The 22,763-nt window shown below is 46.8% G+C and carries 19 protein-coding genes; 10 read left to right on the top strand and 9 right to left on the bottom strand.

Annotated elements, in window-relative coordinates; genetic code table 11:
* Nucleotides 1–14 precede the first annotated feature (14 nt).
* Complete coding sequence (locus ACJJIM_RS09945; RefSeq protein WP_444913164.1) at nucleotides 15–638, bottom strand: DUF3299 domain-containing protein; 624 nt, start codon at nucleotides 636–638, stop codon at nucleotides 15–17.
* An 86-nt stretch (nucleotides 639–724) separates the two neighbouring features.
* On the opposite strand from ACJJIM_RS09945, the gene ACJJIM_RS09940 reads away from it, so the two are divergent.
* The 4 genes from ACJJIM_RS09940 (at nucleotide 725) to ACJJIM_RS09925 (ending at nucleotide 4,860) form a co-directional block, all read left to right on the top strand.
* Nucleotides 725–1,462, top strand: a complete 738-nt coding sequence (locus tag ACJJIM_RS09940) for an ABC transporter ATP-binding protein (protein WP_444913163.1) — start codon at nucleotides 725–727, stop codon at nucleotides 1,460–1,462.
* A complete protein-coding gene (locus tag ACJJIM_RS09935) occupies nucleotides 1,452–2,660 on the top strand; it encodes an ABC transporter permease (RefSeq protein WP_444913162.1) in 1,209 nt (402 codons plus the stop codon). Before ACJJIM_RS09940 ends, ACJJIM_RS09935 begins: the two co-directional genes overlap by 11 nt.
* Before the next feature lie 254 nt (nucleotides 2,661–2,914).
* Entirely contained in the window at nucleotides 2,915–4,219 is a 1,305-nt protein-coding gene (locus ACJJIM_RS09930) for a hypothetical protein (protein ID WP_444913161.1), read from the top strand.
* A gap of 119 nt (nucleotides 4,220–4,338) precedes the next feature.
* On the top strand, nucleotides 4,339–4,860 hold the full coding sequence (locus tag ACJJIM_RS09925) for a DUF4166 domain-containing protein (RefSeq protein WP_413662149.1): 522 nt from the start codon (nucleotides 4,339–4,341) through the stop codon (nucleotides 4,858–4,860).
* 68 nt (nucleotides 4,861–4,928) lie between these two features.
* Here the strand turns inward: ACJJIM_RS09925 and biuH are convergent, their stop codons facing one another.
* The gene (gene biuH, locus ACJJIM_RS09920; protein WP_444913160.1) at nucleotides 4,929–5,651 is read right to left on the bottom strand and encodes a biuret amidohydrolase; all 723 of its coding nucleotides are present in this window, start codon (nucleotides 5,649–5,651) and stop codon (nucleotides 4,929–4,931) included.
* A gap of 602 nt (nucleotides 5,652–6,253) precedes the next feature.
* Here biuH and ACJJIM_RS09915 point away from each other — a divergent pair.
* From ACJJIM_RS09915 to ACJJIM_RS09905, 3 genes are all read left to right on the top strand, one after another.
* Nucleotides 6,254–7,156, top strand: coding sequence for a prohibitin family protein (locus ACJJIM_RS09915; protein ID WP_444897472.1), 903 nt, complete (start codon nucleotides 6,254–6,256; stop codon nucleotides 7,154–7,156).
* Between the two features lie 290 nt (nucleotides 7,157–7,446).
* Nucleotides 7,447–8,238: a penicillin-binding transpeptidase domain-containing protein gene (locus ACJJIM_RS09910; RefSeq protein ID WP_444897471.1), complete on the top strand. Its 792-nt coding sequence runs from the start codon at nucleotides 7,447–7,449 to the stop codon at nucleotides 8,236–8,238.
* Between the two features lie 116 nt (nucleotides 8,239–8,354).
* Nucleotides 8,355–9,182, top strand: a complete 828-nt coding sequence (locus ACJJIM_RS09905) for a DUF2059 domain-containing protein (RefSeq protein WP_444897470.1) — start codon at nucleotides 8,355–8,357, stop codon at nucleotides 9,180–9,182.
* A 195-nt stretch (nucleotides 9,183–9,377) separates the two neighbouring features.
* Here the strand turns inward: ACJJIM_RS09905 and ACJJIM_RS09900 are convergent, their stop codons facing one another.
* Nucleotides 9,378–11,267, bottom strand: a complete 1,890-nt coding sequence (locus ACJJIM_RS09900) for a potassium transporter Kup (protein WP_413662144.1) — start codon at nucleotides 11,265–11,267, stop codon at nucleotides 9,378–9,380.
* Between the two features lie 304 nt (nucleotides 11,268–11,571).
* Between ACJJIM_RS09900 and ACJJIM_RS09895 the strand changes: the two genes are divergently transcribed.
* Entirely contained in the window at nucleotides 11,572–13,212 is a 1,641-nt protein-coding gene (locus ACJJIM_RS09895) for an acetolactate synthase large subunit (RefSeq protein WP_413662143.1), read from the top strand.
* A gap of 52 nt (nucleotides 13,213–13,264) precedes the next feature.
* Here the strand turns inward: ACJJIM_RS09895 and ACJJIM_RS09890 are convergent, their stop codons facing one another.
* The 4 genes from ACJJIM_RS09890 to ACJJIM_RS09875 all read right to left on the bottom strand — a co-directional run bounded on the left by ACJJIM_RS09890 (nucleotide 13,265) and on the right by ACJJIM_RS09875 (nucleotide 17,798).
* A complete protein-coding gene (locus ACJJIM_RS09890) occupies nucleotides 13,265–14,497 on the bottom strand; it encodes a TackOD1 domain-containing metal-binding protein (RefSeq protein WP_413662142.1) in 1,233 nt (410 codons plus the stop codon).
* Between the two features lie 305 nt (nucleotides 14,498–14,802).
* A complete protein-coding gene (locus ACJJIM_RS09885) occupies nucleotides 14,803–15,828 on the bottom strand; it encodes an HlyD family secretion protein (protein ID WP_444913159.1) in 1,026 nt (341 codons plus the stop codon).
* A 5-nt stretch (nucleotides 15,829–15,833) separates the two neighbouring features.
* Nucleotides 15,834–17,099 (bottom strand): glycosyltransferase family 2 protein, encoded by a 1,266-nt coding sequence (locus ACJJIM_RS09880; protein ID WP_444894014.1) that lies wholly within the window; start codon nucleotides 17,097–17,099, stop codon nucleotides 15,834–15,836.
* Nucleotides 17,100–17,546: 447 nt separating this feature from the next.
* Nucleotides 17,547–17,798, bottom strand: coding sequence for a hypothetical protein (locus ACJJIM_RS09875; RefSeq protein ID WP_444894013.1), 252 nt, complete (start codon nucleotides 17,796–17,798; stop codon nucleotides 17,547–17,549).
* Nucleotides 17,799–17,969: 171 nt separating this feature from the next.
* Between ACJJIM_RS09875 and norR the strand changes: the two genes are divergently transcribed.
* Both norR and ACJJIM_RS09865 read left to right on the top strand, forming a co-directional pair.
* Nucleotides 17,970–19,541, top strand: a complete 1,572-nt coding sequence (gene norR / locus ACJJIM_RS09870) for a nitric oxide reductase transcriptional regulator NorR (RefSeq protein ID WP_444913158.1) — start codon at nucleotides 17,970–17,972, stop codon at nucleotides 19,539–19,541.
* A 23-nt stretch (nucleotides 19,542–19,564) separates the two neighbouring features.
* A complete protein-coding gene (locus tag ACJJIM_RS09865; RefSeq protein WP_413662138.1) occupies nucleotides 19,565–19,837 on the top strand; it encodes a hypothetical protein in 273 nt (90 codons plus the stop codon).
* Nucleotides 19,838–19,933: 96 nt separating this feature from the next.
* Here the strand turns inward: ACJJIM_RS09865 and ACJJIM_RS09860 are convergent, their stop codons facing one another.
* Nucleotides 19,934–20,260: an energy transducer TonB gene (locus ACJJIM_RS09860; protein ID WP_444913157.1), complete on the bottom strand. Its 327-nt coding sequence runs from the start codon at nucleotides 20,258–20,260 to the stop codon at nucleotides 19,934–19,936.
* 306 nt (nucleotides 20,261–20,566) lie between these two features.
* A complete protein-coding gene (locus ACJJIM_RS09855) occupies nucleotides 20,567–22,753 on the bottom strand; it encodes a heavy metal translocating P-type ATPase (RefSeq protein ID WP_444913156.1) in 2,187 nt (728 codons plus the stop codon).
* Between the last annotated feature and the right edge of the window lie 10 nt (nucleotides 22,754–22,763).

Genomic DNA, 22,763 nt, shown 5'->3' with positions numbered 1-22,763 from the left:
GCTCACTGAGGGCGTTATTCTTTGTAGGGTTGAATGTTATCCACTTCCATACTATAAGCCGCAGTACCGAATTCACTCTCCATTTTTAGTGTTCTTAGTTTCCCTTCTATTGAGAAAGGCTCGTACAGAGCGTCGACTTGAACTCCCTCAGGAAAAGTGCCGTGGATAACCTGATTCGGAGGTGGGGGGGGTAAGTGGATACAGGCTCCAAAGTAGGGCACCAAAAGGAAGCTGGAAATCGTTAATTCGTCATTAAATTCAATCGGGACGATAAATCCAGCAATACGTATCTGTTGATTGTCGAACTCTGGTTTTATTCGAGTGGAAGTCAAAGCGGCTTGGTAACGGCTTTCATTTTCAGTCGTAGTGGTAATAGCTGATGTGTTAGGCATTGAGTCGGCAGCCGAGCCTTCAACAATATCATCTATGTATTCTGGTGGGTTGAGTAACGCATCCAGATCATCTTTCGGGATTAACTCTTCCCAGCTGACTTCGCGATAATTGATACTTATTTGTTTGACTTGAGTATGTTCTGCAACTGGGGGCGAAACTGGACGAGTTTCAATTCGACTGTCACAGGCAGCAGCGAGTAGTGCAGTGGTCAGGGTGCAGGCTGCCGAAAGGGGAGTTCTGTTCATGGCTCGGATTTATTTACTATATAAAATGATGTGATATATCATTATATATCTGTTTGCAAAAATCCATGCTGTAAATGAGGTAAAAGATGAATGCCTTCACTACAAGACCTCAACTTGCTATTGAGGTGGAGCAGTTGCGCTTCGCCTATCGTAAAGGCCCGGCGGTTTTAGAAGTCCCCTATTGGTCGCTACCAGTGGGGGAGCAGGTGTTTTTACGCGGCCGCTCCGGTAGTGGCAAGTCAACGCTGCTGAACCTCCTGGCAGGCATTCTGGTTACAAAATCGGGGAGCCAAAAGGTTTTAGGCCAATCGCTGGGCGAACTGAGTGAGCGCAAGCGGGACCGTTTCAGGGCGAAACACATTGGTGTTGTATTTCAGCGATTTAACCTGATTCCCTATTTGAGTGTGGAGGACAACATTCGTGTCGCCACCCACTTCGCTGGTTTCCGAGGCGATTTTCGAGGCAGGGTTAGGGAGTTGCTAGGGGGGCTGTGTTTGGGAGAAGAGGTTTTACCCAAGAAAGTGATCCACTTGAGTGTCGGGCAGCAACAGAGAGTGGCAATTGTGCGTGCATTGATCAATGAACCGGAATTGTTACTGGTTGATGAGCCTACATCAGCTTTAGACCCCGAAGCGAGAGATGCATTTATCCAGCTGTTGATGAGTGCTTGTGAGCAAAAGAAATGCACACTGGTTTTTGTCAGTCACGATAGCTCCCTGGAACGACACTTCCCTTTGGTTGCGGATATGCGCGAAATAAATATTGCCTGGAAACTCAGGCCCGATTGGGATACTGCACCGGAGGCATTAGCCGATGTTTTTTAAGCTTGCCTGGCGAAGCCTGATGCAGCGTAAGGGTAGTGTGTCACTGGCCGTTTTGTCTGTGGCAATCAGTTTGATTCTAGTGTTGGGGATCGAACAGTTGCGCAGCCATACTAAAAACAGTGTTGGTCGAACTATTTCCGGGGTAGACCTTATCGTTGGTGCGCCTACAGGACAGTTGAACCTCTTGCTGTACAGCATTTTTCATATCGGGAGTGCCAGTAATCATATTTCATGGGAGAGCTACCGGAAACTTTCTAACTTGCCCCAAGTAGATTGGGCAATCCCCTTATCCCTAGGGGATTCCCATCTGGGTTACAGGGTAGTGGGAACCTCAACGGGATTTCTGGATCACTACCAATATGGCAATAAGAGGCCATTGGAACTATCAACCGGCCAGAATTTTATCGATACTTTTAGTGTGATATTGGGGGCGGAGGTCGCTCGAGAGCTTAATTACCAACTTGATGACACTCTAATATTAGCACATGGCCTTGTTGGAACACGCTTTACTGAGCACGTTGAAAATCCCTTTATCGTTAGCGGAATACTGAAGCCTACTGGTACACCAGTAGATCGAGCACTCTATGTGAGCTTGGCGGGACTGGAAGCAGTTCATGGTGTTAACGTGGAGCACGATGATCTGGTGCCCACTAATATTACGGCCTTCTTACTGGGGCTTAAATCCCCTATGGCGACATTCCAGATGCAGAGAAAAATAAATGAATATTCCAAGGAACCACTATTGGCAATTCTGCCGGGCATTGCATTATCGGAGCTTTGGCAGATATTGGGTGGTATAGAAAGGGTATTATTTTTTGTTTCTGCTCTAGTGGTTTTCGCTGCATTACTTGGCCTGTGTATCTTACTGCTTTCTACGATGCGCGAACGTAGATCCGAGATTGTACTGCTGAGGACTATAGGTTCTGGTCCTTTGTTTCTCTTTTTACTAATCCAGGCTGAGGCACTATTGGTTTTACTTTTAGGTGTGGTACTTGCTACTTCTGGGTTGATATTAGGGGGCTGGCTGGTTGAACCGATACTGATAGATAAATTTGGGGTTTACTTGGATGGCATTGTGATAGGTGAACATACTATCGTGCTTTTAGTTTTAGTCTTGGTGAGCACCTTAATTGTGACTGCATTTCCCGCAATAAGCGCATGTCGTCAGTCTTTAGGGGGTAGCGATTTTCTGCGTTGACTAGGGGGTTAGGCTGAGTTAACCCCACACTAGTAGCACTTTAAGTTATTGATATTAGAAATAACCAAATATCTTTTATTTTGTGGATGATACTAGTTTTGTAATTTCTATATATTTGCATTGTTGCCTTTCCATACCATTCGTGATCCTATTTCCAGGCTGCAAATTTTCCTGTCATGGGAAATGTTTATATCTCATGCCTTATAGCAGCTCACGAGCACTATCTAATAATTTTTCGTAACAAGGAAATAGTTTTGAATAGGATAATACTAACAATCTTAATGTTGCTGGGTAGCCTCAATATATTTGCTTCAACCCCGGATATTGAGCAGGCTAAGGACTCTTTAGAGATTGTAAAAGAATTAACCCCATGGCCTTGGGAAGAGTCGGTAACTCCAATTCTTGAAGAGTATATGGCAGCTGAATTTGATCAATACTCAGGGATGGCAAAATCCCACTATATGGTTGAAGAATTACTGATGCACAAGTGGGGCCAGTCAATCACAGAATTTATTGTATTAGCGGAGCTTCTATACACGTTTCAGCCAGAAGACTACCAGGAGCAATATAGGCCGGAATTTGATGCCGCTATCGCCGACCTGAATCTATTCAGATTGGCAATTAATGAGTTACTGCTTCCCCATGTGCCTGGTTATAAACTGAAACAGCAAATTTTGACTAAGCGCTTTGATGGTGAGGGTATGGTAATTGCTGTCTTTGATTTGTTTGATTCGACACGCTTACAAGAGCAGCGCGAACAGTATCCCAATATTGAAGCAGAAGTTGCATTTGGTGATCCCATTACTTTCCTTCATGGTAACACCGTAATTGATATCATTTTGGATATTGCTCCGAAGGCAACTATTGTACCCGTTAGTGCCGAGAGCAAAACTTATAATGATGCAATGGCCTATATGCGGTATCGAGATGACATTAGTGTGATCAATATGAGCCGTGCATTCCATATCACCAATGACCAACTCGACCAAGAGTTTGCAGAGCATCTTTCCGCTATTTTACAAAGTAAGATTTTTACCAAGTCACTGGGAAATACAGGTACGGATCTTGAGCATAACAACTCCGATGTGAGAGAGCGCTTGGAACTACCGCCACTCGGCAGCTTCTTTACCTATGACCTGGATTTAATCAGGGCATTCCTTGCTCAGAATGAAGGGCAGGCCGGCGCTGAGAATTTGTTTTTTGCAATCAATCTCCAGCCATTCTCAAATGAGATCTCACTTACGGCGACGGTTCCGGGTTACAACCCCTTGGCTATTAAGCAGAGCTTTGCTATTGCCGGCGATGCAGTATATTCAGCTTCCAGTCAAAACTTTGAGTCCGGTAGCTCTTTTGCCGCTCCTCAACTAGCGGCTGTCAGTCTATTGCTCCTTGAAATGGCAGACTACTATGGCCTTAGCAGGGTAGAAGCTGCTCGAATAGTGAGCAAATCATTGAAAGATAATGCTCGCCGCAGTTGGTTAGGTGATCACAACACCGGGCTTGGGTTCGTTGACGCCCACCGGGCTATGAGCGCTATTCTGAGAGCGAATAGAAAATAAGCTTGATTTAGTCATCGAGTTGAATGAGAGTGCGCTGGCAGGTTGAATATTTGCAGCCTGCCAGTTACTTATAAAGATGGTACTGTGGGTAAAGGAAGTAAAAAGAAAAGGAGTGAATATTGAACATACTTTCTGCTCATATGGGGTCCTCATTCAATGAATTATCTCCACTGCTGCAATTTGCACACACTGGGGTGAAGAGGTATGAGGGATCTGTTGTAGTCAAGCGAGGTGGAGTTATTGCGAATACTATTTGTTCAATATTTCGATTTCCGAAGGCGAGTTCAAGTTCGCAGTTAGTTGTTGATTGTGGGCACTTTTCCGATCGGATGGATTGGGTGAGAGATTTCGATGGGTTCAAGATGAGTTCATCATTTTATTCAGAAAAAAATTACCTGGTGGAAAGGCTCGGCCCTTTGGAAATGCAGTTTACCGCTCATAATGTCGACGGAGCACTTGAATATCAGTTTTCAAAAACGAAGCTATTAGGTATACCTTTGCCAAAGTTTCTTTGGCCCAAAGTCAAGGCTTATGAAACAGAGAGTGAAGGGCAGTATCAGTTCAGTGTCAGTGTGCACATGTTTTTAGTGGGGTTCATTTTATCATATGCTGGCGATCTGAAAATTACGGAACCCGCTTGATTTAAAATGCCATTAGGGAAGAGCGATCTCAGTAACAAGCTCTTCCCCAGCTACAATACATGATTTACTTACCTGGTATTAGAGGCTTCCGCTAGTCCCTTCAGGAGTTTCTGACTATCTGTGTGAGTGCCAAAGACACCTCCCTGCATAGTAATCATCTTGAGAGCTGACTCATGATTGCCGATGTCGGTCGCCCCTGTGCAGTCTGATAGAAGCAGGCACTCGAATCCTCGATCATTTGCTTCCCTCATGGTGGTGTGTACGCAGACGTCGGTTGTAACGCCCACGAGAATCAAGTTATCGATCCCTTTAAGCTTGAGTATGAGCCCGAAGTCTGTAGAAAAGAAGGTACCTTTGCCAGGCTTATCAATAATGACCTCGCCAGCTTTGGGCGCTAGTTCAGGGATCACGTCCCAACCAGGTTCCCCTCTGACTAAAATACGCCCACATGGTCCCGGGTCGCCGATACCGGCAGCAATTTGTCGCGAGCGCCAGCGTTTGTTTGGAGGGAGGTCAGAAAGATCGGGGCGATGTCCCTCCCGGGTGTACATAATGTGGTAGTTTTCTGCCCGCATCGCATTCAATACTTGCTGGATGGGTTCGATGGGCTTGCGCATTGCCTCCAGGTCATATCCCATCTTGTCGACATAGCCGCCGGGGCTGCAAAAGTCCACCTGCATATCAATAACCACGAGAGCGGTGTTTTCTGGCCTTAGATCCCCATTATATGGCCACTTGTATGGGTTGGCCTCGACAGGGCCATTTTTGTCCGATGAATCTGAAGAGCTCATTGTCAAGGCCTCTACTTATTGATAGAGAAAGTGATTGCTAATGGATAATAGCGTTGATTGAGAGCTTGATTGAATGGCAAGGCTTTATCGGGCGCACAATTCTTGCTTAGGTGAGGCATAGCTGGATTTGCATAAGTAATAAGTGCTCATCTGGTAGTGGGTTTAGGCGTATCTCTCCTATATCTTTTATTCATGAAGGGCCAAAAATATTTTGACATATATTTTTGTGTATACGTGTCTCTTCAAGTATTTGATCAAATTTAAAAGGCGGTTTTTATTCGTATATCTAGCATTTGAAATTGCGAATGCGATTTTATTGTGCGCTAAATATCTACAAACAAGATCGCGGTTGGATAGTTGAAGCTTACTTCTATATTACGGTTCAAAGAGTTCGTTCCACTGATATGTGGAAGTGAAACGTCATACTTTTTTTATTGAAAAATTATCTATATCATCCTGCGGGTCATTTTGAGTGAATTTTAGTGGGGCTTATTTGGTACTCCCTTCTGGTTTAGAAATATAGGGATTAAAGAATATCCGCTTATGTATTCATCTTTGAAGTTAAGAACCGTTTTTGGATGTAAGTAGTTAAAGGAAAGTTTGTGGAAAATCTTAAGAAGGGAATTTTCGCTGGTGTTGCATTACTGATTATTCCTATCGCCATGGGGACTGTTTTCACGGTTGACGAGGGGCACGTAGGAATTGTAAAGCGATTTGGTAAGGCAATCTCACAGGTTGATCCTGGAATTCATACGAAAGTCCCATTTATGGACAATGTGGTCGAAATCGAAGTAAGAACCCGGAAAAATGTTGAGACGATGAATGCCGCCACTGCAGAACAAATGCCGTTAAAAGCAGTGACTGCGGTGAACTGGACGGTAACTCGCAGTGCAGCCATTGATTTGTATAAGCAATATGGCGGTTTGGAACAATTTGAACAGCGGATTCTCGATCCCAGGCTGAGAAGCGCCAGTAAAGCTGGTCTGGCTGAATTCAAGGCAGAGCAGATTATCCAGAACCGGAATGCGGCAATTCGACGTATTGAGGAGCTCTTGGAGGAGGAAACCAAGGGGTTGCCTATGGAATTGGGAGATGTACAGATTGAGAGCATCAGCTTGCCTCCCAAGTACATCCAATCTATTGAAACCAAGCAGACAGAGTTGAACCTGGCGGCTGCCGAAAAGCACAAATTGGAACGTCAAAAGCTGGAAGCGCAACGTGAGGTGAATACTGCTAATGCGCGCCGTGATGCCACTAAAGCTAAAGCAGATGGTGAAGCACATAAGATTCGTGTAGAGGCCGAGGCGGAAGCTTTTGCGATTCTGGAGAAAGGGGAAGCGGAAGCCGCAGCGATTAAAGCAAAAGCTGATGCGATTGCCAGAAACCATACCTTGGTTGAATATATCCGCGCGCAGCAATGGAATGGTCAAATGCCTTCAACGATTATGGGTGGCGATCAGCCAATTCTGTGGGATATGGGGAATAACTCAGACCGCAGAAATTAAGATGGCCCAAAGCTAGATTTTTGCTCGCTTTTTACACAAAAGGTTTGGTGCTTATCAATAGGAAACGCCAAGCCTAGTTTGTTCAGTTGGCAGTATTTCCTAAATTCTAAATGATGGTACAGTTATTACTTAATAAGGACTGTTTGTTAGTCTCTTAGTTACTTGACTTGCCAAGTAACTCCTCCCAATACCCGAAAGGTACTTTTCGGTGTGCTAATTACCCAGTTTATCCGGATTAAATTTATTGATGTTCCTCGGGTATTACGCACTCTAAATCAAGGAGATTCCGGTTGAAACACTTTATATGGTTTATCACTGCTGCAATATTGGTTTTTGGTGTCAGCAACTCGGTGATTGCAGAAGATGGGGGCTCATGTAGCAAGTTATGTACTTTTGTGCTCAAGAATAGTCGGACCTCAGAATATACGGTAATTAATAGGGAGAGGGCAGCCAGGCAGTTCACACCATTCTCTACTTTTAAGGTTCCAAATACCCTTATTGCACTTGACTTGGGTTTAGTTGAGAACCTGTTACAAGAGCTAACCTATAATCATGACAAATACCCGGCTAAAGGGTGGTGGCCTACAATCTGGTCAGAAAGACCTTTGACAATTCGCGAAGCATTTCAAAATTCAGCGGTTCCGATCTATCAGCAATTAGCAACGGAGATTGGCGCGAAGAGAATGAATCAGTATTTGGCAGGTTTTAATTATGGTAATCGGGATGCTTCGTCTGGTATTGATACCTTCTGGCTCAATGAGAGTATCAAAATATCCGCGTTGGAGCAGGTAGACTTCCTGGAACGTTTATTTACTGGTCAATTACCTGTATCGCAGTCAGCTATAGATAAAATTAAAGAAGTGATGCTGGTAGAGGAGACTGATACCTATAAGTTATATGCAAAAACAGGAGGAGGGCCAATAGCTAAAAATAAGGCTTTAGGCTGGTATATTGGAATTGTAGAGTCCAATAACAATATTCATTATTTTGCGATTAACATAGATGGCAGCAGTTTTCGGGAAGTACAAAAGAAAAGAATTGAAATTGCCAGAAAGAAACTATCTGAGTTGGGGGTTATTTAGGCTCTTTATAGCAAAGCTGTGGTACGTCTGTTTTGCAATGGTTAGGGCTTTTTGATTGATTGTTGGGAGTCAATCGGCATAATGGCGATCAAATTCACTTTCATATGGGGCTTCCTATGGGAACTCAAACTGTAAAAGTTATATTTGCTTTATTTATCACCACCTTTTGCTCATTATGCCTGGCCGCCGATAAAGTAGCCAATTTGGATAAGCTTCTGCTTGTATCGGGTTTCACCAAGCAGGTTGAGGGGTTTCCTGAGCTAGTAAAATCTGGATTTGCGGAAGGCGTACAGCAGGGTGCACCAATTCCTCAGGATAAACTGCAAAAGATTCTTGAAAGTGCAGATAATACAATTTTGCCGTCCATCATTATGGATGAAGTGCGCTCGTCACTGAGTACTTCTTTGACCGATAAAGATGTTGAGGTCTTATTGGCTTGGTATGAGTCAGATATCGGTAAGAAAATTACTAAGGCTGAAGAGGAAGGAAGCTCTGAAGAGGCATTCCAGAATTTGATGGCTAATGCACAGCAGTTGATGGCTGACACAAAGCGCGTTGAAATGGCAACTCGTATTGATCAGCTTGTTGGTGCTACCGATATGGCGATGGAGATGCAGGCCTCTACGGGTATAGCTGTCTATTCCGCAGTGATGGCAGTGATGGCTCCCGGCCAAGAGATCAATTTAGATGCTTATAAGGCACAAATGGAAGCAATGAAGCCCCAGATGCGTCAAAATGTTGAGCAATTTGTTACTCTCTCTTTCGTGCAAACTTATCAAGGCTTCGACGATGCAAGCTTAGCGAAATATGAGAAGTTCTTGAGCCAGCCAGAAGCTAAAAAATTCAATTCCTCTTCAATGGCAGGGCTTAATAAAGCTTTAACACAAGTAATCGGCCGTTGGTCCGGTGATATGGCTTCTATACTTAAAAACGAAGCGAACTGATTATGGGGTAGGGAGCTCCTGAATATCTTTATACTTCTTAATTAGAGTATTTAGGGGGTTCTCGGCCTACCGCCTGCATCCATATTAGCTGTAAAGGAAGCAGGCGGTATGACCATCACACTTTTACCTTTCCGTTCTATACCCTAAAGTGAGTCTCATAGGCTTGTCAGTTATTTAATAAAATAGCTTGTCAATTCAAATCATTATATTCTCTTGCACTTCTACAGTCCGATTAGCTGGAATGCGGTAATAGTCGATAGCACTACTTGAATTCCTTACCATGGCGGCAAAGATCCGCTCTCGCCAATTTGCCATTTTGCTATAGCCGCCTTTAACAGGAAATATGTTATATCGGCAGGTAAAGAAAGAAGACTTACTTGGATCTATATCCAAAAGGTGCATTTTGTTGAGTTTATTTATGGCCCCTTCGACATCTGGGCGTTCCATATATCCATAACGTAATATTAGCCTGAAACATCCCTCTCTGATCTTGCTAATGATTGCTCGGTTCTTTGGGAGTACTTTTGGTGTGTTGGCCGACGTAACGGTTAGGAAAAGATTCTTTTCATGAAGGACACTATTGTGCTTCAAATTGTATATCAGGGCATGAGGTACAAAGAGTTGATTGGTTCCCACAAATATTGCAGTTCCAGGTACTCGTAATGGGGGATTATCAAAAAGTGAGTTTAAATAGGGCTCTAATTTAAAATTTTTCCCCTGTAAGTAACAATTTATCGCTTTTTTTCCATCTCTCCAAGTAATCATCAGCATCGCAATAAAGGCGGCTAAACTTATAGAGAACCACCCCCCGTGGCCTATCTTTGCCAGGTTTGAAGTAACAAAGGCAAAATCAATAAAAGCAAAGAATGAGCCGACAGCCAGGCAAATTATCAGATTGTATTTGAGGTAGTGACGATACACGATTGCTGCAATGCAGGAGGTAATCAACATTGCGCCACTCACTGATACACCATAAGCACTAGCCAGGTGGACTGAGCTTCCAAAGAGAATTGCCACCAGTATTACCGCTGTCATTAATAGGTAATTGACACCGGGCATATAGACTTGTCCCGCGAGTGCTGATGACGTGTGCCGGATGGCAAAACGGGGCATCAAGCCAAGTTGGATTCCTTGTTTTGTCAGGGAGAAGGTCCCCGAGATACAGGCCTGGGAAGCGATGCAGGTTGCTACAGTTGCAAGAATAATCATTGGGTAGAGCGACCAGTCCGGGTACATCCGGTAAAAGGGGTTGTCTACCGCAGAGGTGTCACTAATAAGTAGAGCGCCCTGTCCCATATAGTTCAACACCAGGGCGGGGAACACCAAACCTATCCAGGCAATTCTTATAGGCATACGTCCAAAATGCCCCATGTCGGTATATAGAGCCTCTCCTCCGGTAAACACCAGTAATACTGCACCTAATATCCAGAATGAAGCCATGCCATGGTTAGTGAGGAAGCTCAAAGCATGCAGCGGATTGACGGAATGGAGGATTACAGGGTTTTGGAGCACCCAGTAAAGGCCCGCGAGCAGCAAAACTAAGAACCAGATGGCGGTGATCGGGCCGAACAGTTTCCCCACGGTTTCGGTGCCGAAGCGTTGCACAAAAAACAATCCAAAGAGTATGCCGATAGAAATTGGCAGGATAAACGGTTTTAGAGTCTTGTTGACTATCTCCAGTCCTTCGACTGCGGAGAGAACGGAGATGGCTGGTGTGATAACGGCATCACCAAAAAATAGTGCCGCCCCACAGATCCCTCCGCCGATAATAAGCTTTCTTAATAATTCTCGCCCTTTTGTCGCTTCCAGGGCCAGTGTCATCAGCGCCATGATCCCACCTTCCCCTCGGTTGTCCAGGCGCATTACCAATATGACGTACTTAATAGTGACAATGAGGGTAAGTGCCCAGAAGACAGCAGAGACCCCACCAATAATGGTCTCGGTGTTATGGGGAATTCCAAACCGGGGGTGGAAAATCAGTTTAAAGGCGTAGAGTGGGCTAGTGCCGATATCACCAAATACAACCCCGAGAGCGGCAAGTGATAGAACCCAGTGTTTTCTTGCGCCTTCTGAGCGAGATTCCATTTGCAACTCTTATCATCCGGTGTCATACAAAGGCAGTGATTTAAGACTTATCAGGGAGTTTGCTGTCATCACTTGGATGGTGGATATCAGCGCGCAAGAAATTAATTTTCCCTGAGACTGATCTTAGCAATACATTGCTAAGGCACCATGTGAGCTACTGTGCAGGGTGCAAACTTACAAGCCGATAAAGTGAGATGTAAGAGAGGTATCCGCGTAATTGAGCAATCGTGACAGGCAGTTATAAAAACAGCTCTTTTGGCGGGGATCTTATTGTTAGTAAGGCGGGACTACAGGAGCCTCCCCAATGAAAGCATCGGACCTTTTTATTCGTGCCCTGGAGAAAGAGGGCGTTGAGTATATCTTCGCGATTCCTGGTGAGGAAAACCTGGATATGCTGGAGTCTTTGCGGGGCTCAAAGATAAAACTAATTGTCACGCGCCATGAACAGGGTGCCGGTTTTATGGCTGCCACCTATGGTCGGCTTACGGGCAAGCCAGGTGTCTGTATGTCTACTTTAGGTCCGGGGGCCACGAATCTGGTGACTGCCGCAGCTTATGCCCAGCTCGGTGGAATGCCGATGGTGATGGTCACCGGTCAAAAACCTATCAAAAGTTCCAAGCAAGGGCAGTTTCAGATTATTGATATTGTTGACATGATGCGCCCCCTGACCAAATTCACCAAGACAATCGTGGGGGGCGACTATGTGCCAGCTCATGTCCGTGAAGCCTTTCGGCAATCTGAAGAGGAGCGGCCGGGGGCAACCCACTTGGAATTTCCTGAAGATATTGCCCGTGAACACTCCACCATGCCGGTCTTGGAGCCCAGCTATAACCGCAGGCCAATTGCCGAAGAGAAGGCAGTGCGCAAAGCTGCAGAAGCGATTGAGGCATCCCGTAAACCTCTGCTGTTGGTGGGAGCAGGCGCAAACCGTAAATTAACCGCCAAAATGTTGCGCAAGTTTGTCGACAAGCTGGGTATTCCGGTGGTGACAACTCAGATGGGTAAGGGAGTAATTGATGAATCGGGACCGCACTTTATTGGCAATACCGCGCTATCCGACGGGGATTTTGTTCACCGGGCCATTGAGCAGGCCGACCTGATTATCAATGTGGGCCACGATGTTGTAGAAAAACCGCCTTTCTTTATGCGTCCCGGTGGCCCGGAAGTTGTACATATCAACTTCAATTCAGCGCAGGTGGATCCAGTCTACTTCCCGCAGATAGAGGTGGTTGGCGATATTGCCAACAGCTTGTGGCAGCTGGACCAGCACTTGGAACCCCAGGATCACTGGAGCTTTACCGATGCGCACCGTATCCGTGCCGCGCTTCAAAAGCACATCCAGGAGGGCTCAAATACCACCACTTTCCCAATTCGTCCGCAACGACTGGTAAAGGATCTCCGCGAAGTAATGCCGGAGAAGGGCATTATTGCGCTTGATAATGGCATGTTCAAAATCTGGTTCGCGCGGAATTATCCTGCTTTAGCCCCGAATACCGTGCTGCTCGACAACGCACTGGCAACGATGGGGGCGGGCTTGCCTTCGGCAATGGCTGCCAAGTTGGTGTGTCCAGACCGCCGTGTGGTCGCAATTTGTGGGGATGGGGGCTTTATGATGAACTCCCAGGAGATTGAAACGGCGGTTCGCTTAAAGCTTGACCTTATCGTACTTATTTTGCGCGATGATGCCTACGGAATGATCAAGTGGAAGCAGGCCATGATGGAGTTTGATAACTTTGGTCTGGATTTTGGTAACCCTGATTTTGTCGACTATGCAAAATCCTATGGTGCTCATGGCCACAGAATAACGGCCACGGATGAGTTTAAGCCGATGATAGAAAAATGTTGCAGGGCGGGTGGAGTCCATCTCGTGGATGTGCCCGTGGATTACAGCCACAACGACCGTATCCTGAATCATGAAATTCGCGAGTTGTCGAGTAAGTTGTAGGGGTAGCCGGCTCGGGTAAGGTAGTTGTAACAGGGAGGCGTTCGACTTTCTTTTAAACAAGCTCCTCGGGCCCAAGTACTTTAAAGTAGGGGCCAATATCCAGCCTTATGGAGGACATGGCAATCTTGATCATTTCTCTGCGATCTTCGAGTATGTCCTCCTTAGCTATTCCATGTAGAACCATATAATCTTCATATTTCCCGGTAATAAAGTCCTCTTTCCGTATACCTTCGTAAGCTCTACATAAAACTCCATGAAGGTTCTCTATGAATTGGCGGCGGCTCTGCATTGTTTGTCGGGGCCCATGCTCGACTTCGAGTTCATGAGCATGTTCATAGTTGATATTCACCAAGCAAAAATTTGTTTTGTTCTCTTTCCAGGCTCTTGCCGCCTGGTTGAGTTCTACGATCAGGGTGAAGGGTAGGTCAGCGAACATAGGGTTATGGTCAGTAAAATCGAGAAATGCATAGCCAGCTCTTAGGTAGCTACTGGCGCGTTCCGTAATGTCGTAGCTGTGAATGTCCCCGGTGCGTATGGATTCGCTGTCGGTATCTTTCTGGCAGTTGAGGCACAAAAAACCTATCTCCACTTCTGAGCTGGCATGGCCGCAAGCATTGCAAATAAGTAGTGTGCCGGGTTTGTCGTAGTCACTGCCGAAGTGTAAAAGCTCCTTTCGACATTTGGGGCAAATTAGGTCTTCACCTTCCCTGAAGTCAGCTTCGCGTCCCAGGTAGGCGCAGCTGAAATGGTGCAGATAGAAGTCTTCGGTAAGGTTAGAGGATCTGCATACCGCGCACTCTTCACGGACATTAAACTGGGAACCTCCACAGCCGTTACAGATATGGCGTCGATCGAAAAACTTGCCCTGTAGAAATCCTGATTCGATCAGTTTTTCACATTCCGTCACAACAGTTGGGCTATCGAGGATAATATTAAAATCAACAGTCGCTTTGGAGTTGGGGCTATAGTGCGGCGAGAGACTTACGCCAGATACAAATAATCGCGCTAGTATTTTGTCGCTATCTTTCTGAGTGGTGTGGAAATCCAGGTGGACTTGCGCGCGCCGATAGTGAAAGTCGTCAATAACCTGGCTCACAACGGGCATATCCTGCGCACTAAGCTTTGAGCAATCCAGATCTGCCTTCTCGCCGACTGTTCCAGTGAGATCAATAACCGGGAGTAGATACAAGCCACCACGCATATGCCATATATGCGTCAGGTCATCTACTGATGCTGGCTCCTCAATCAAAATAGCGTCTTTGGATTCACCGGTATGCGATGTCACCTTAGAGTCACCGGGCCAGCGAAAAAAGCTATATTCGTCACTTAGAAAGGAGATACTGATTCCTCCACGCCTATATAACTTTTGGCGCTTGAAAGATTAAATGAGTGTTTTAGCTTATTTCATGCCAGTTATACGTAACTGTGTAACCTGTGGTGTATATGGCGTCCCTTTAACTGAATAGATTGTTGAGTATTTAAGAAAAGATAGGTGAAAAATTGGCAATAGGCAGGGATAGGTGCCCTACGTCCCTGGCAGGAATTAGGAATAACCGTATGACATAAAAGGTAGTCGTCATCTGGGGGGAGTTAATTGATAAATTTATCAATAATGACATCAATCCAGTCAATCTTTAGGGTTATGGTAACTTTCTCGTTCACCGGAAATTTTGATGGGTCAAGTAAGACTATTTTCGCTAACTGATTACGCGATGTGGGCTTAAATGTATTTTGGAACTCCTGGGGTAGTGCGGCTGAGAGGGGGATCATTTCTACTAGTACCCCTTTGTCTTTAAAGCGTCCACCAGTAACCAATACCTCCATTCCAGGCTTGATCACGAATTGATATTGATTGGGTAGATAGGCTAGGACATAGGCTTCCCCGGTGTAGATAGACATAAGGGGCTCCCCAGCATCATAGACATTGCCGACATGGGGGACTGAAGCCCCAACTAGACCAGAAGTGGGGCTTTGAATAATACCGTTATTGTAATGCTCCTCCAGTTTTCTTAGCGCTTGTTCGGAGCGATAAATTGCCTCATCAACAGATCTACGTTTTCCTTCCAGGGTGGCGCTTTCAACTTGTAATTTTACCAGGGTTTCACTGGCCTCGAAGTTATCTTTCAATACATCTTGGTAACCGACTTCGCTGACTACTCCTTTATTTGCAAGTTTATTGATTCTATCTACGATTCGGCCAATTTGTACTTTACGCTCCTTGGCGGGAGTGAGTAGTTTTTTAGCAGTCTCTGCCAATAAAGTGAATTCAGCAGAAATCTGTATTAGGTTAGCTTGGCGGGTGGAGAGATCGGCGATTCGCTCCAGTAGCTCCATTGATTCAATCCTTAAGAGTAGTTCGCCCTCTTTAACAGCTTGTCCTTCATCTACGGCAACCTCTACTACTTTTACCAAGTAGCCCATTTCAATAACGCTTTGATCGCGCAACACCAGTCCATCGCTTCGCAGTAAAAACCAGTCACCCCATATATAGCGAATAACGCCAATACCAAATAGGATTAACATGGCTAAGTATATTCGACGGCTTGCAGAACCCCGGGTTTTTCGCTGTTCACTTTCGAAACTATCAGGGCGTAATCGTTTTCGCAGAGCCTTCATTCAAGCTACTCACGAACACGGTGTACTTTTAAAGGGGCGAAAGAATCTTTATAGGATGTTCTAAAGATCCATTCCTGAACATAAGCATACAGTCTTACGACTCGCATAAAGTTTACATAAAAAATGCTGTAAGCTGGAATATAAGGCCAAAGGGGAAGTGATTTAACTTTTGGCGTCGCATAAGAGGCTAAAGCAAAGGTAATTGTATCGAGCGCAATTAATACAACCTGAGCCCCAGCCAAAATAAACCAGGCATTTTCGCCATAACGCACGAATAGCCAGATTAAATAGACTGGTAAAGCTATTGCGGCAATAACATTGAAAACCAGGAATTCATATTGGTGAAAAAACTCTTTTAGCTGCATTCCTTGGCGGAACGGATTAATAAAATGCAGGTACTTGCGATAGCGAAGACGAATAGCATCCCGCTCCCACCTAAAGCGCTGGCGCATTAGAACGGTGATGCTGGTGGGAACATCGGTATAACAAATCGCCTCAGGTGCAAATTCCACTTTCCAACCGTAATCCCGCAAACGAAAGGTGATATCTAAGTCTTCTCCTCCGCCGGCATCAAAGCCGCCAATTTGATTCATTGCGGATACCCTAAAAGCACTGAAGGCACCGGAGGCACAACACATTTGGTCGAGCATTGCCAGTGAGTGTCGCCCCAAGCAAATACTGATTACATATTCAATGGCCTGGAATGAGCTGAGTATATTTTCTGTGGAGTTTCGGACAATTACATTACCTGAAACCACGCCAACCCTGGGATCTGCAAAGCCTTGCATCACGTATTTCATAGCGTGGCGATCGAAGGTGCAATCGCAATCAATTGAGGCGATAAAGTCGCCAGTTGAAAATCTCTGTCCTAAGTTGAGGGCTGAGGCCTTGCCTCCACGCAGTTCTGTTGCATGAGCGCCATCCAAGCGACCTTTATTTTGCAGGTAGTGAATATCGTCTCGGGTTTTATCTGTGGAGCCATCGCTGATTGCGATGACTTCATAGGGGATATAGCTCTGCTCCTGTAAGCGCTCGCCACACTTTTCAATAGAGTTTTCCTCATTGTGACCGGCGATGACTGCAGTGAGTCTGCCCAAGGATTCAATGTCCTCCTCGTACTCTGGTTTTGTGGCAAAAAAGAATACCGAGGTAAAAAACGACATTAAATATCTAGGGAATTCCAATACCACTACGATCCAAAACATCGTAAAGAGGGTGGCGTAGCTCTGAGTGGCAAAGAAAGTAATTCCATCATCGATCATTTCCCACATTTAGGTCTGCTCCTGAATAAGCGAATATAGACCCCGGCTATTGCTGTTACCTATCTGTGATGTGGTAGTGATCTTATTAGGAGAACAGCGAGTGTCTCGCGGTACCTCGCTTGGGTGGACTAGGGGGCGAGCATGGAAGGTTGGTCTTACACTTGGCTTCCATTCACTGGTAAGGGATATCAGCTCACTGCTTATAAAGGCTAAGCCCAATTTTGATACCCCCTGACTTTGGCCCTTTATGCTATAGAGCCTGTAAAAGAGACCTTGGCTCAACCAGAGGGGCAGCCATAAGTCTCCCTAGAAGGAAATGCTATCTCTGAGACTGTCAGTATAGTCCACGGTGGTTTGAGGTGTCGGGCAATGCTGAACCCCAGAGCCAGCAGGGGCTCTGGGTTGATTTATTCGCTGCTATTAGGAAGGGGGAATTTGGAGGCGGTGGTTCAGCCTTTATCGAACCTCAAGGTCCAGGTTGTATTGAGCAACCACACGACCTATGTAGCCCAGTTTTAGAAACGTCGCACTAATCACCATGAAGATATGTCCTGCGACTTGCGCGGGAATTGAAAATAAGTGCGATAGGGGATAGCAGATAACAATCGTCAGAATAAGCAGGGGAACTGACAGAAGCAGCGTAAAGTTACCGGCTTTTAGCAGAAGCTTGAAACGCTCACGCAGTAAGGGGTTTTCCGTATTCAGCATATCGGCCTCAGATTCAAACGGCGTCAATCTATCTTTAGCAACTGCTATGCCAAATATAAATGCCAATAAAAACAAGGGGTTATGGTTTATTCTTGGTATTTGTGTGTCAAATTGACCTTTATGGTTACTGTGTCATAATGACTCTAAAAGGTCTTTTGGACTGATTTGGCTATGGTAGATACCAACGCAACCTTACTGCTCGAAGTGGCTCTGGACCTGGCTAACAGCCTTAACAACAGCGATCGCTTTGAGCGCCTGCTGTCTACTATCCGCAAAGCGATCAAATGCGATGCCGTTGCCTTGCTTGGGCTCAACGGCGATACACTCACTCCTCTCGCAGTTCAGGGGCTTGCCCGAAGGACTCTGGGGCGGCGATTCCTGATTGATGAGCATCCACGGCTTGCGCAAATCTGCGCCTCGGAACACCCGGTCCGCTTCCCATCTGACTGTCAGCTGCCAGATCCCTTCGATGGTTTGCTGTTGGATAGGGAGGGAGATCTTCCCGTGCACTCTTGTATGGGCTTGCCTCTCTATTCAGATAACCATCTGATTGGTCTGGTAACAGTGGATAGCATGTCTGCGGATGCCTATGCCCGAATCAGTGATCGAACCCTGGAGCTGATAGCCGCGCTGTCTGCGGCCACTTTACGCACAGCTTTAGAGCTAAAGGCCCTGTCACACTCCGCCGAGCATGCCGAGCAATTGGTGAAAGATCTGACCCAGCAGGCTCTGGAGCGGGATGGAGGTGAATTAATTGGTGAGAGCGAGGAAATGCAGTCCCTGCGCAGTGAGATAGAGCTGGTGGCTGGGTCGGATTACAACGTGCTGATTCTCGGTGAAACGGGAGTGGGGAAAGAGCTGGTGGCCCGTACCGTCCACAGGTTGTCGGCTCGCAAGGAGAAGCCCTTAGTCTATTTGAACTGCGCTTCCCTGACTGAAACCCTGGCGGAAGCTGAACTTTTTGGCCACTCAAAAGGGGCCTTCACCGGCGCAGATCGTGAGAGGCCCGGTAAATTTTTACTGGCGAACGGCGGCACTATTTTCCTGGATGAGGTTGGCGAGTTACCGCTTGTGGTGCAGAGCAAATTGTTGCGTGTATTGCAAAGTGGTGAGATTCAGCCGGTAGGTAAGGATACGGTACAGCATGTAGATGTTCGTATTGTAGCGGCGACTAATAGGGATTTACGCAAAGGGATTGAAAACGGTACTTTCCGAGCTGATCTCTACCACCGCCTCTCTGTATATCCCCTTGAAGTCCCACCGCTATGTCGGAGGGGTAATGATGTCCTGCTGTTGGCAGACTACTTCTTGGAGCGCTCCCGCAGGAAGCTGGGTTTTCGTCAGTTGCGTCTCAGTACAGAGGCCACCAATAAGCTACAGCGATACGCTTGGCCGGGTAATGTTCGCGAGCTGGAACATATTATCAGCCGCGCAGCCCTTAGGGCCCGCAAAGGTAGCTCTCCAGAAGCTATTGTTGCCATTACTGCAGCACAAATTGAAATTCCCGATGACTTGGTTATTCAGAAGCCTCCGCGGAAACCGGTAGAGTCGCTGTCTGAGGCTACTGATTTAAGGGGGGAAACGGAAAACTATCAGCGCGAACTCATTGGGCGTGCTCTAGCTGAGACCGATGGGAACTGGAGTAAAGCGGCCAAATTACTATCCGTAGACCGAGGGAACTTGGTGCGTCTCGCTAAAAGGTTGGGTGTTTACATCAAGAAAGAGGTTGTTCGAGGTAAGTAATCTATTTGAAGCAAGGAGTTGCAATGTTGATTAGCGATAAAGGATTACGGTTTTCGCTGGTTGTAGGGGTAATTTCCCTGACTATCGGCTTACTGGCATTTGCGTATAACTGGAAAATTATTGGTGGGGGTTGGCCGTATTTTGGTACATTTTTATTTCCAGGCAATCTTGTGCTGTCATTCTTCTCTGAAGAAATAGATTTTTGGCCAAAGTTTGCACTTCAGATGAGTGGTCAGTTTTTAGTTCCTTTTTTGCTGGCCCGTAGCCTTATAAGTTTTAGACGCTGGTGGAAGTGATAAGGGGTGTTACGATTTGCATGTGGTATTACTCCAAGCATTTGATAGAAGGCTAGAGCTGTAAATACTTATACTTGCGATCTTGTATAAAAATAACTAAATCGCTAGCCACAATAAATATGCAAAAAATGTTTCTTGGCTATCAGGCCGATTCTCGGCAATATTATAAATGACTTTGGTTCTAATGTTATTGAACTCTTCTGGAGTTGCTTCATATTTAAAGTGTTTTGCTGTCTGGATAGCAGATTCTTCAAAGAAACCCGAGGGCTTACTTTTAATAACTCGGGGGTCTATCGGATCGCCGTTTTTATTAGTGTCATACTCAACAATTACGTAGCCTTCCATCTGCTTTTCCAGCGCTTCTTGCGGGTATATTGGCAGTGATTTGTAAACAGGAACAGGCCCGCCTTTCTCTCTTGCCATTTCCCTGTCTTCAATGCTGGATTTATAAAAGTCAATGTACTGGGGGCATTCGTCGTAAGAGCTGCAATTTTTGCTTGTTGGAGAGTCAGTACAACTGCAAAGAAGAAAAATAATAGATATCAGGGCTAATTTGTTCAAAACTTTTGATCTTCTTTACACTTATTGAAATGGCAAGTGTAACACCCTATAGATTTTCTCTGTAGCTGTTAAATAGCAAGTAATCTATCCGGTATCTAGCGGAGTTAACGGAAAGACTGTATTGCTGAATTAGTACGGTTAACTAGAAAAACCGTATATCAAACCGGCTCATTTCCTCATCACTCTCAACCCATTAAAAACCACGAGCAGGCTAGTCCCCATATCGGCAAAAACAGCCATCCACATGGTTGCCTCTCCGGCAAAAGCAAGCACTAGAAAGACCGCTTTAATGCCCAGCGCTAAGATAATGTTCTGCCAAAGAATGTGGGCCGTTGAACGAGATAGTTGGATAAAGGTGGCGATCTTGCCCAGATTGTCGTCCATCAGGGCCACATCAGCGGTTTCTATCGCTGTGTCGGTTCCCGTTGCTCCCATCGCAAACCCAATATCAGCACGCGCCAAGGCGGGGGCATCGTTAATGCCATCGCCAACCATGCCAACCTGGCCTTTTCCAGATAGAGCCTCCACCTCTCTGAGCTTGTCTTCCGGCAGTAGGTTGCCTTCAGCCCGATCGATGCCGACTTGCTTGGCAATCGCATCTGCAGTGTGCTGGTTGTCCCCGGAAAGCATCAGTGTTTTCACGCCCAGCTTGTGAAGGCTCTCAATGGCGTGCAGGCTCGATTCCTTCACAGTATCGGCGACAGCAAATATCGCCAGTACGGAGTTTTCCCGGGTCAGCATCACAACAGTTTTCCCTTCTTCCTCAAGGGTTCCCAATTGGCGCTCCAGCTCGGCGGAGCAAATGCCCAATTCTTCAATAAGCCGGTGGTTACCCAGGTAGCACTGATCCCCCTGAATTCTGCCCCTGACGCCGCGCCCGGCCAGGGCTTCAAAACTATCCACTTCTTGTAGGCGTTCGTGGGGAATCTGAGCAAACTCCAGTACGGCCCTGGATACCGGATGATCGGAACGTTCGGCTAGGCTCGCCGCCAGGGTTTGTACCTCTTCCGCGGGCATTGGCGCTAACACTTTAAAATCCGTGACGGTTGGCAGGCCATGGGTGATGGTTCCAGTTTTATCCAATGCCAACCAGCGAAGGTGGCGCCCCTGCTCAAGGTATGCCCCGCCTTTGACAAGGATTCCGTGGCGGGTGGCCGATGCCAAGCCGCTTACGATGGTGACAGGAGTTGCGATCACCAGTGCGCAGGGGCAGGCGATGACCAGTAGCACGAGTGCACGATAGATCCACTCCATCCAGCTGCCAGCAAAAATCAGCGGCGGTATTACTGCGGTAGCCAGTGCCACTGCAAATACCAGGGGTGTATACCAGCGGGCGAATTGGTCGACAAAGCGCTGGGTTGGCGCGCGACTACCTTGTGCGGCTTCCACCGCATGAATGATTCGGGCGAGCAGGTTATCGTTGGCAGCAGCCGTAGATTGGTACTCGAGTGCCCCGGATTCGTTGATACTGCCGGCGAAAAGTTCATCTCCAGGGCCTTTGTCTACCGGAAGGCTCTCTCCGGTAATTGGGGCCTGGTTTACTGCTGAATTGCCGCGTATTACTTCCCCATCTAGAGCGATACGTTCGCCGGGGCGCACCCGGATGGTTGTGCCAACCGGAACAGTCTTGGCTGACATGGAAACCCACTCGCCATCTGGCCCCTGTACGGTGGCGGTTTCCGGGGCCAGGTCCATTAACTCCCGAATCGCATTGCGGGCACGATCCAGGGATTTGGCTTCAATTAATTCTGCCAGGGTGAATAACACCATCACCATTGCCGCTTCGGGCCAGTGACCGATAAGCAGGGCGCCGGTGACCGCGATGGACATCAGCGCGTTCATATTCAGGTTGCGATTGCTGAGCGCAATCCAGCCCTTTTTGTAGGTCGTGAGTCCGCCGCCAGCGATAGCGGCCAGGGCCAGTATCATTACCAGCCAATTGTTTCCCCCCTGTAACCAGAATACGACCTCGGAGGCAATCGCCGCCAAACCGGCCGCGCCCAATAACCACCAGTTTGCATGGGTGGCAGGTGGCGCGGAATCGATGTCATCTTCCGTGGCCAGGCGTGCGTCCAGGTCAAGAGGGGTTAGGGTGTTGAGGATCTTGCTCTCCATACCTGGCGCGTGGCGCACCTGTAGGATTCGCTGCACCAGATTAAAGTCCAGCTGGTAAATTCCCTGCATGCCAGAGAGCTTGGCGCGTATCAACCCCTCTTCAGTGGGGCAGTCCATCTTGCTGATGGAGAACAGGGACAGGTCACCTTTGTCGCTGTTGTTATTGGTGTTTTGAATCGGCGTCATGGTTGCGGCTTGGGTTGCCCCGCTGCAGCCACAGCTGGAATCGCGCTTGACCATTATTCACTCT

This window comes from Microbulbifer maximicatervae (SeqCode) (assembly GCF_052467615.1).
The sequence above is the reverse complement of the archived record's forward strand: the minus strand, read 5'-3'. Positions and strand labels throughout refer to the sequence as shown.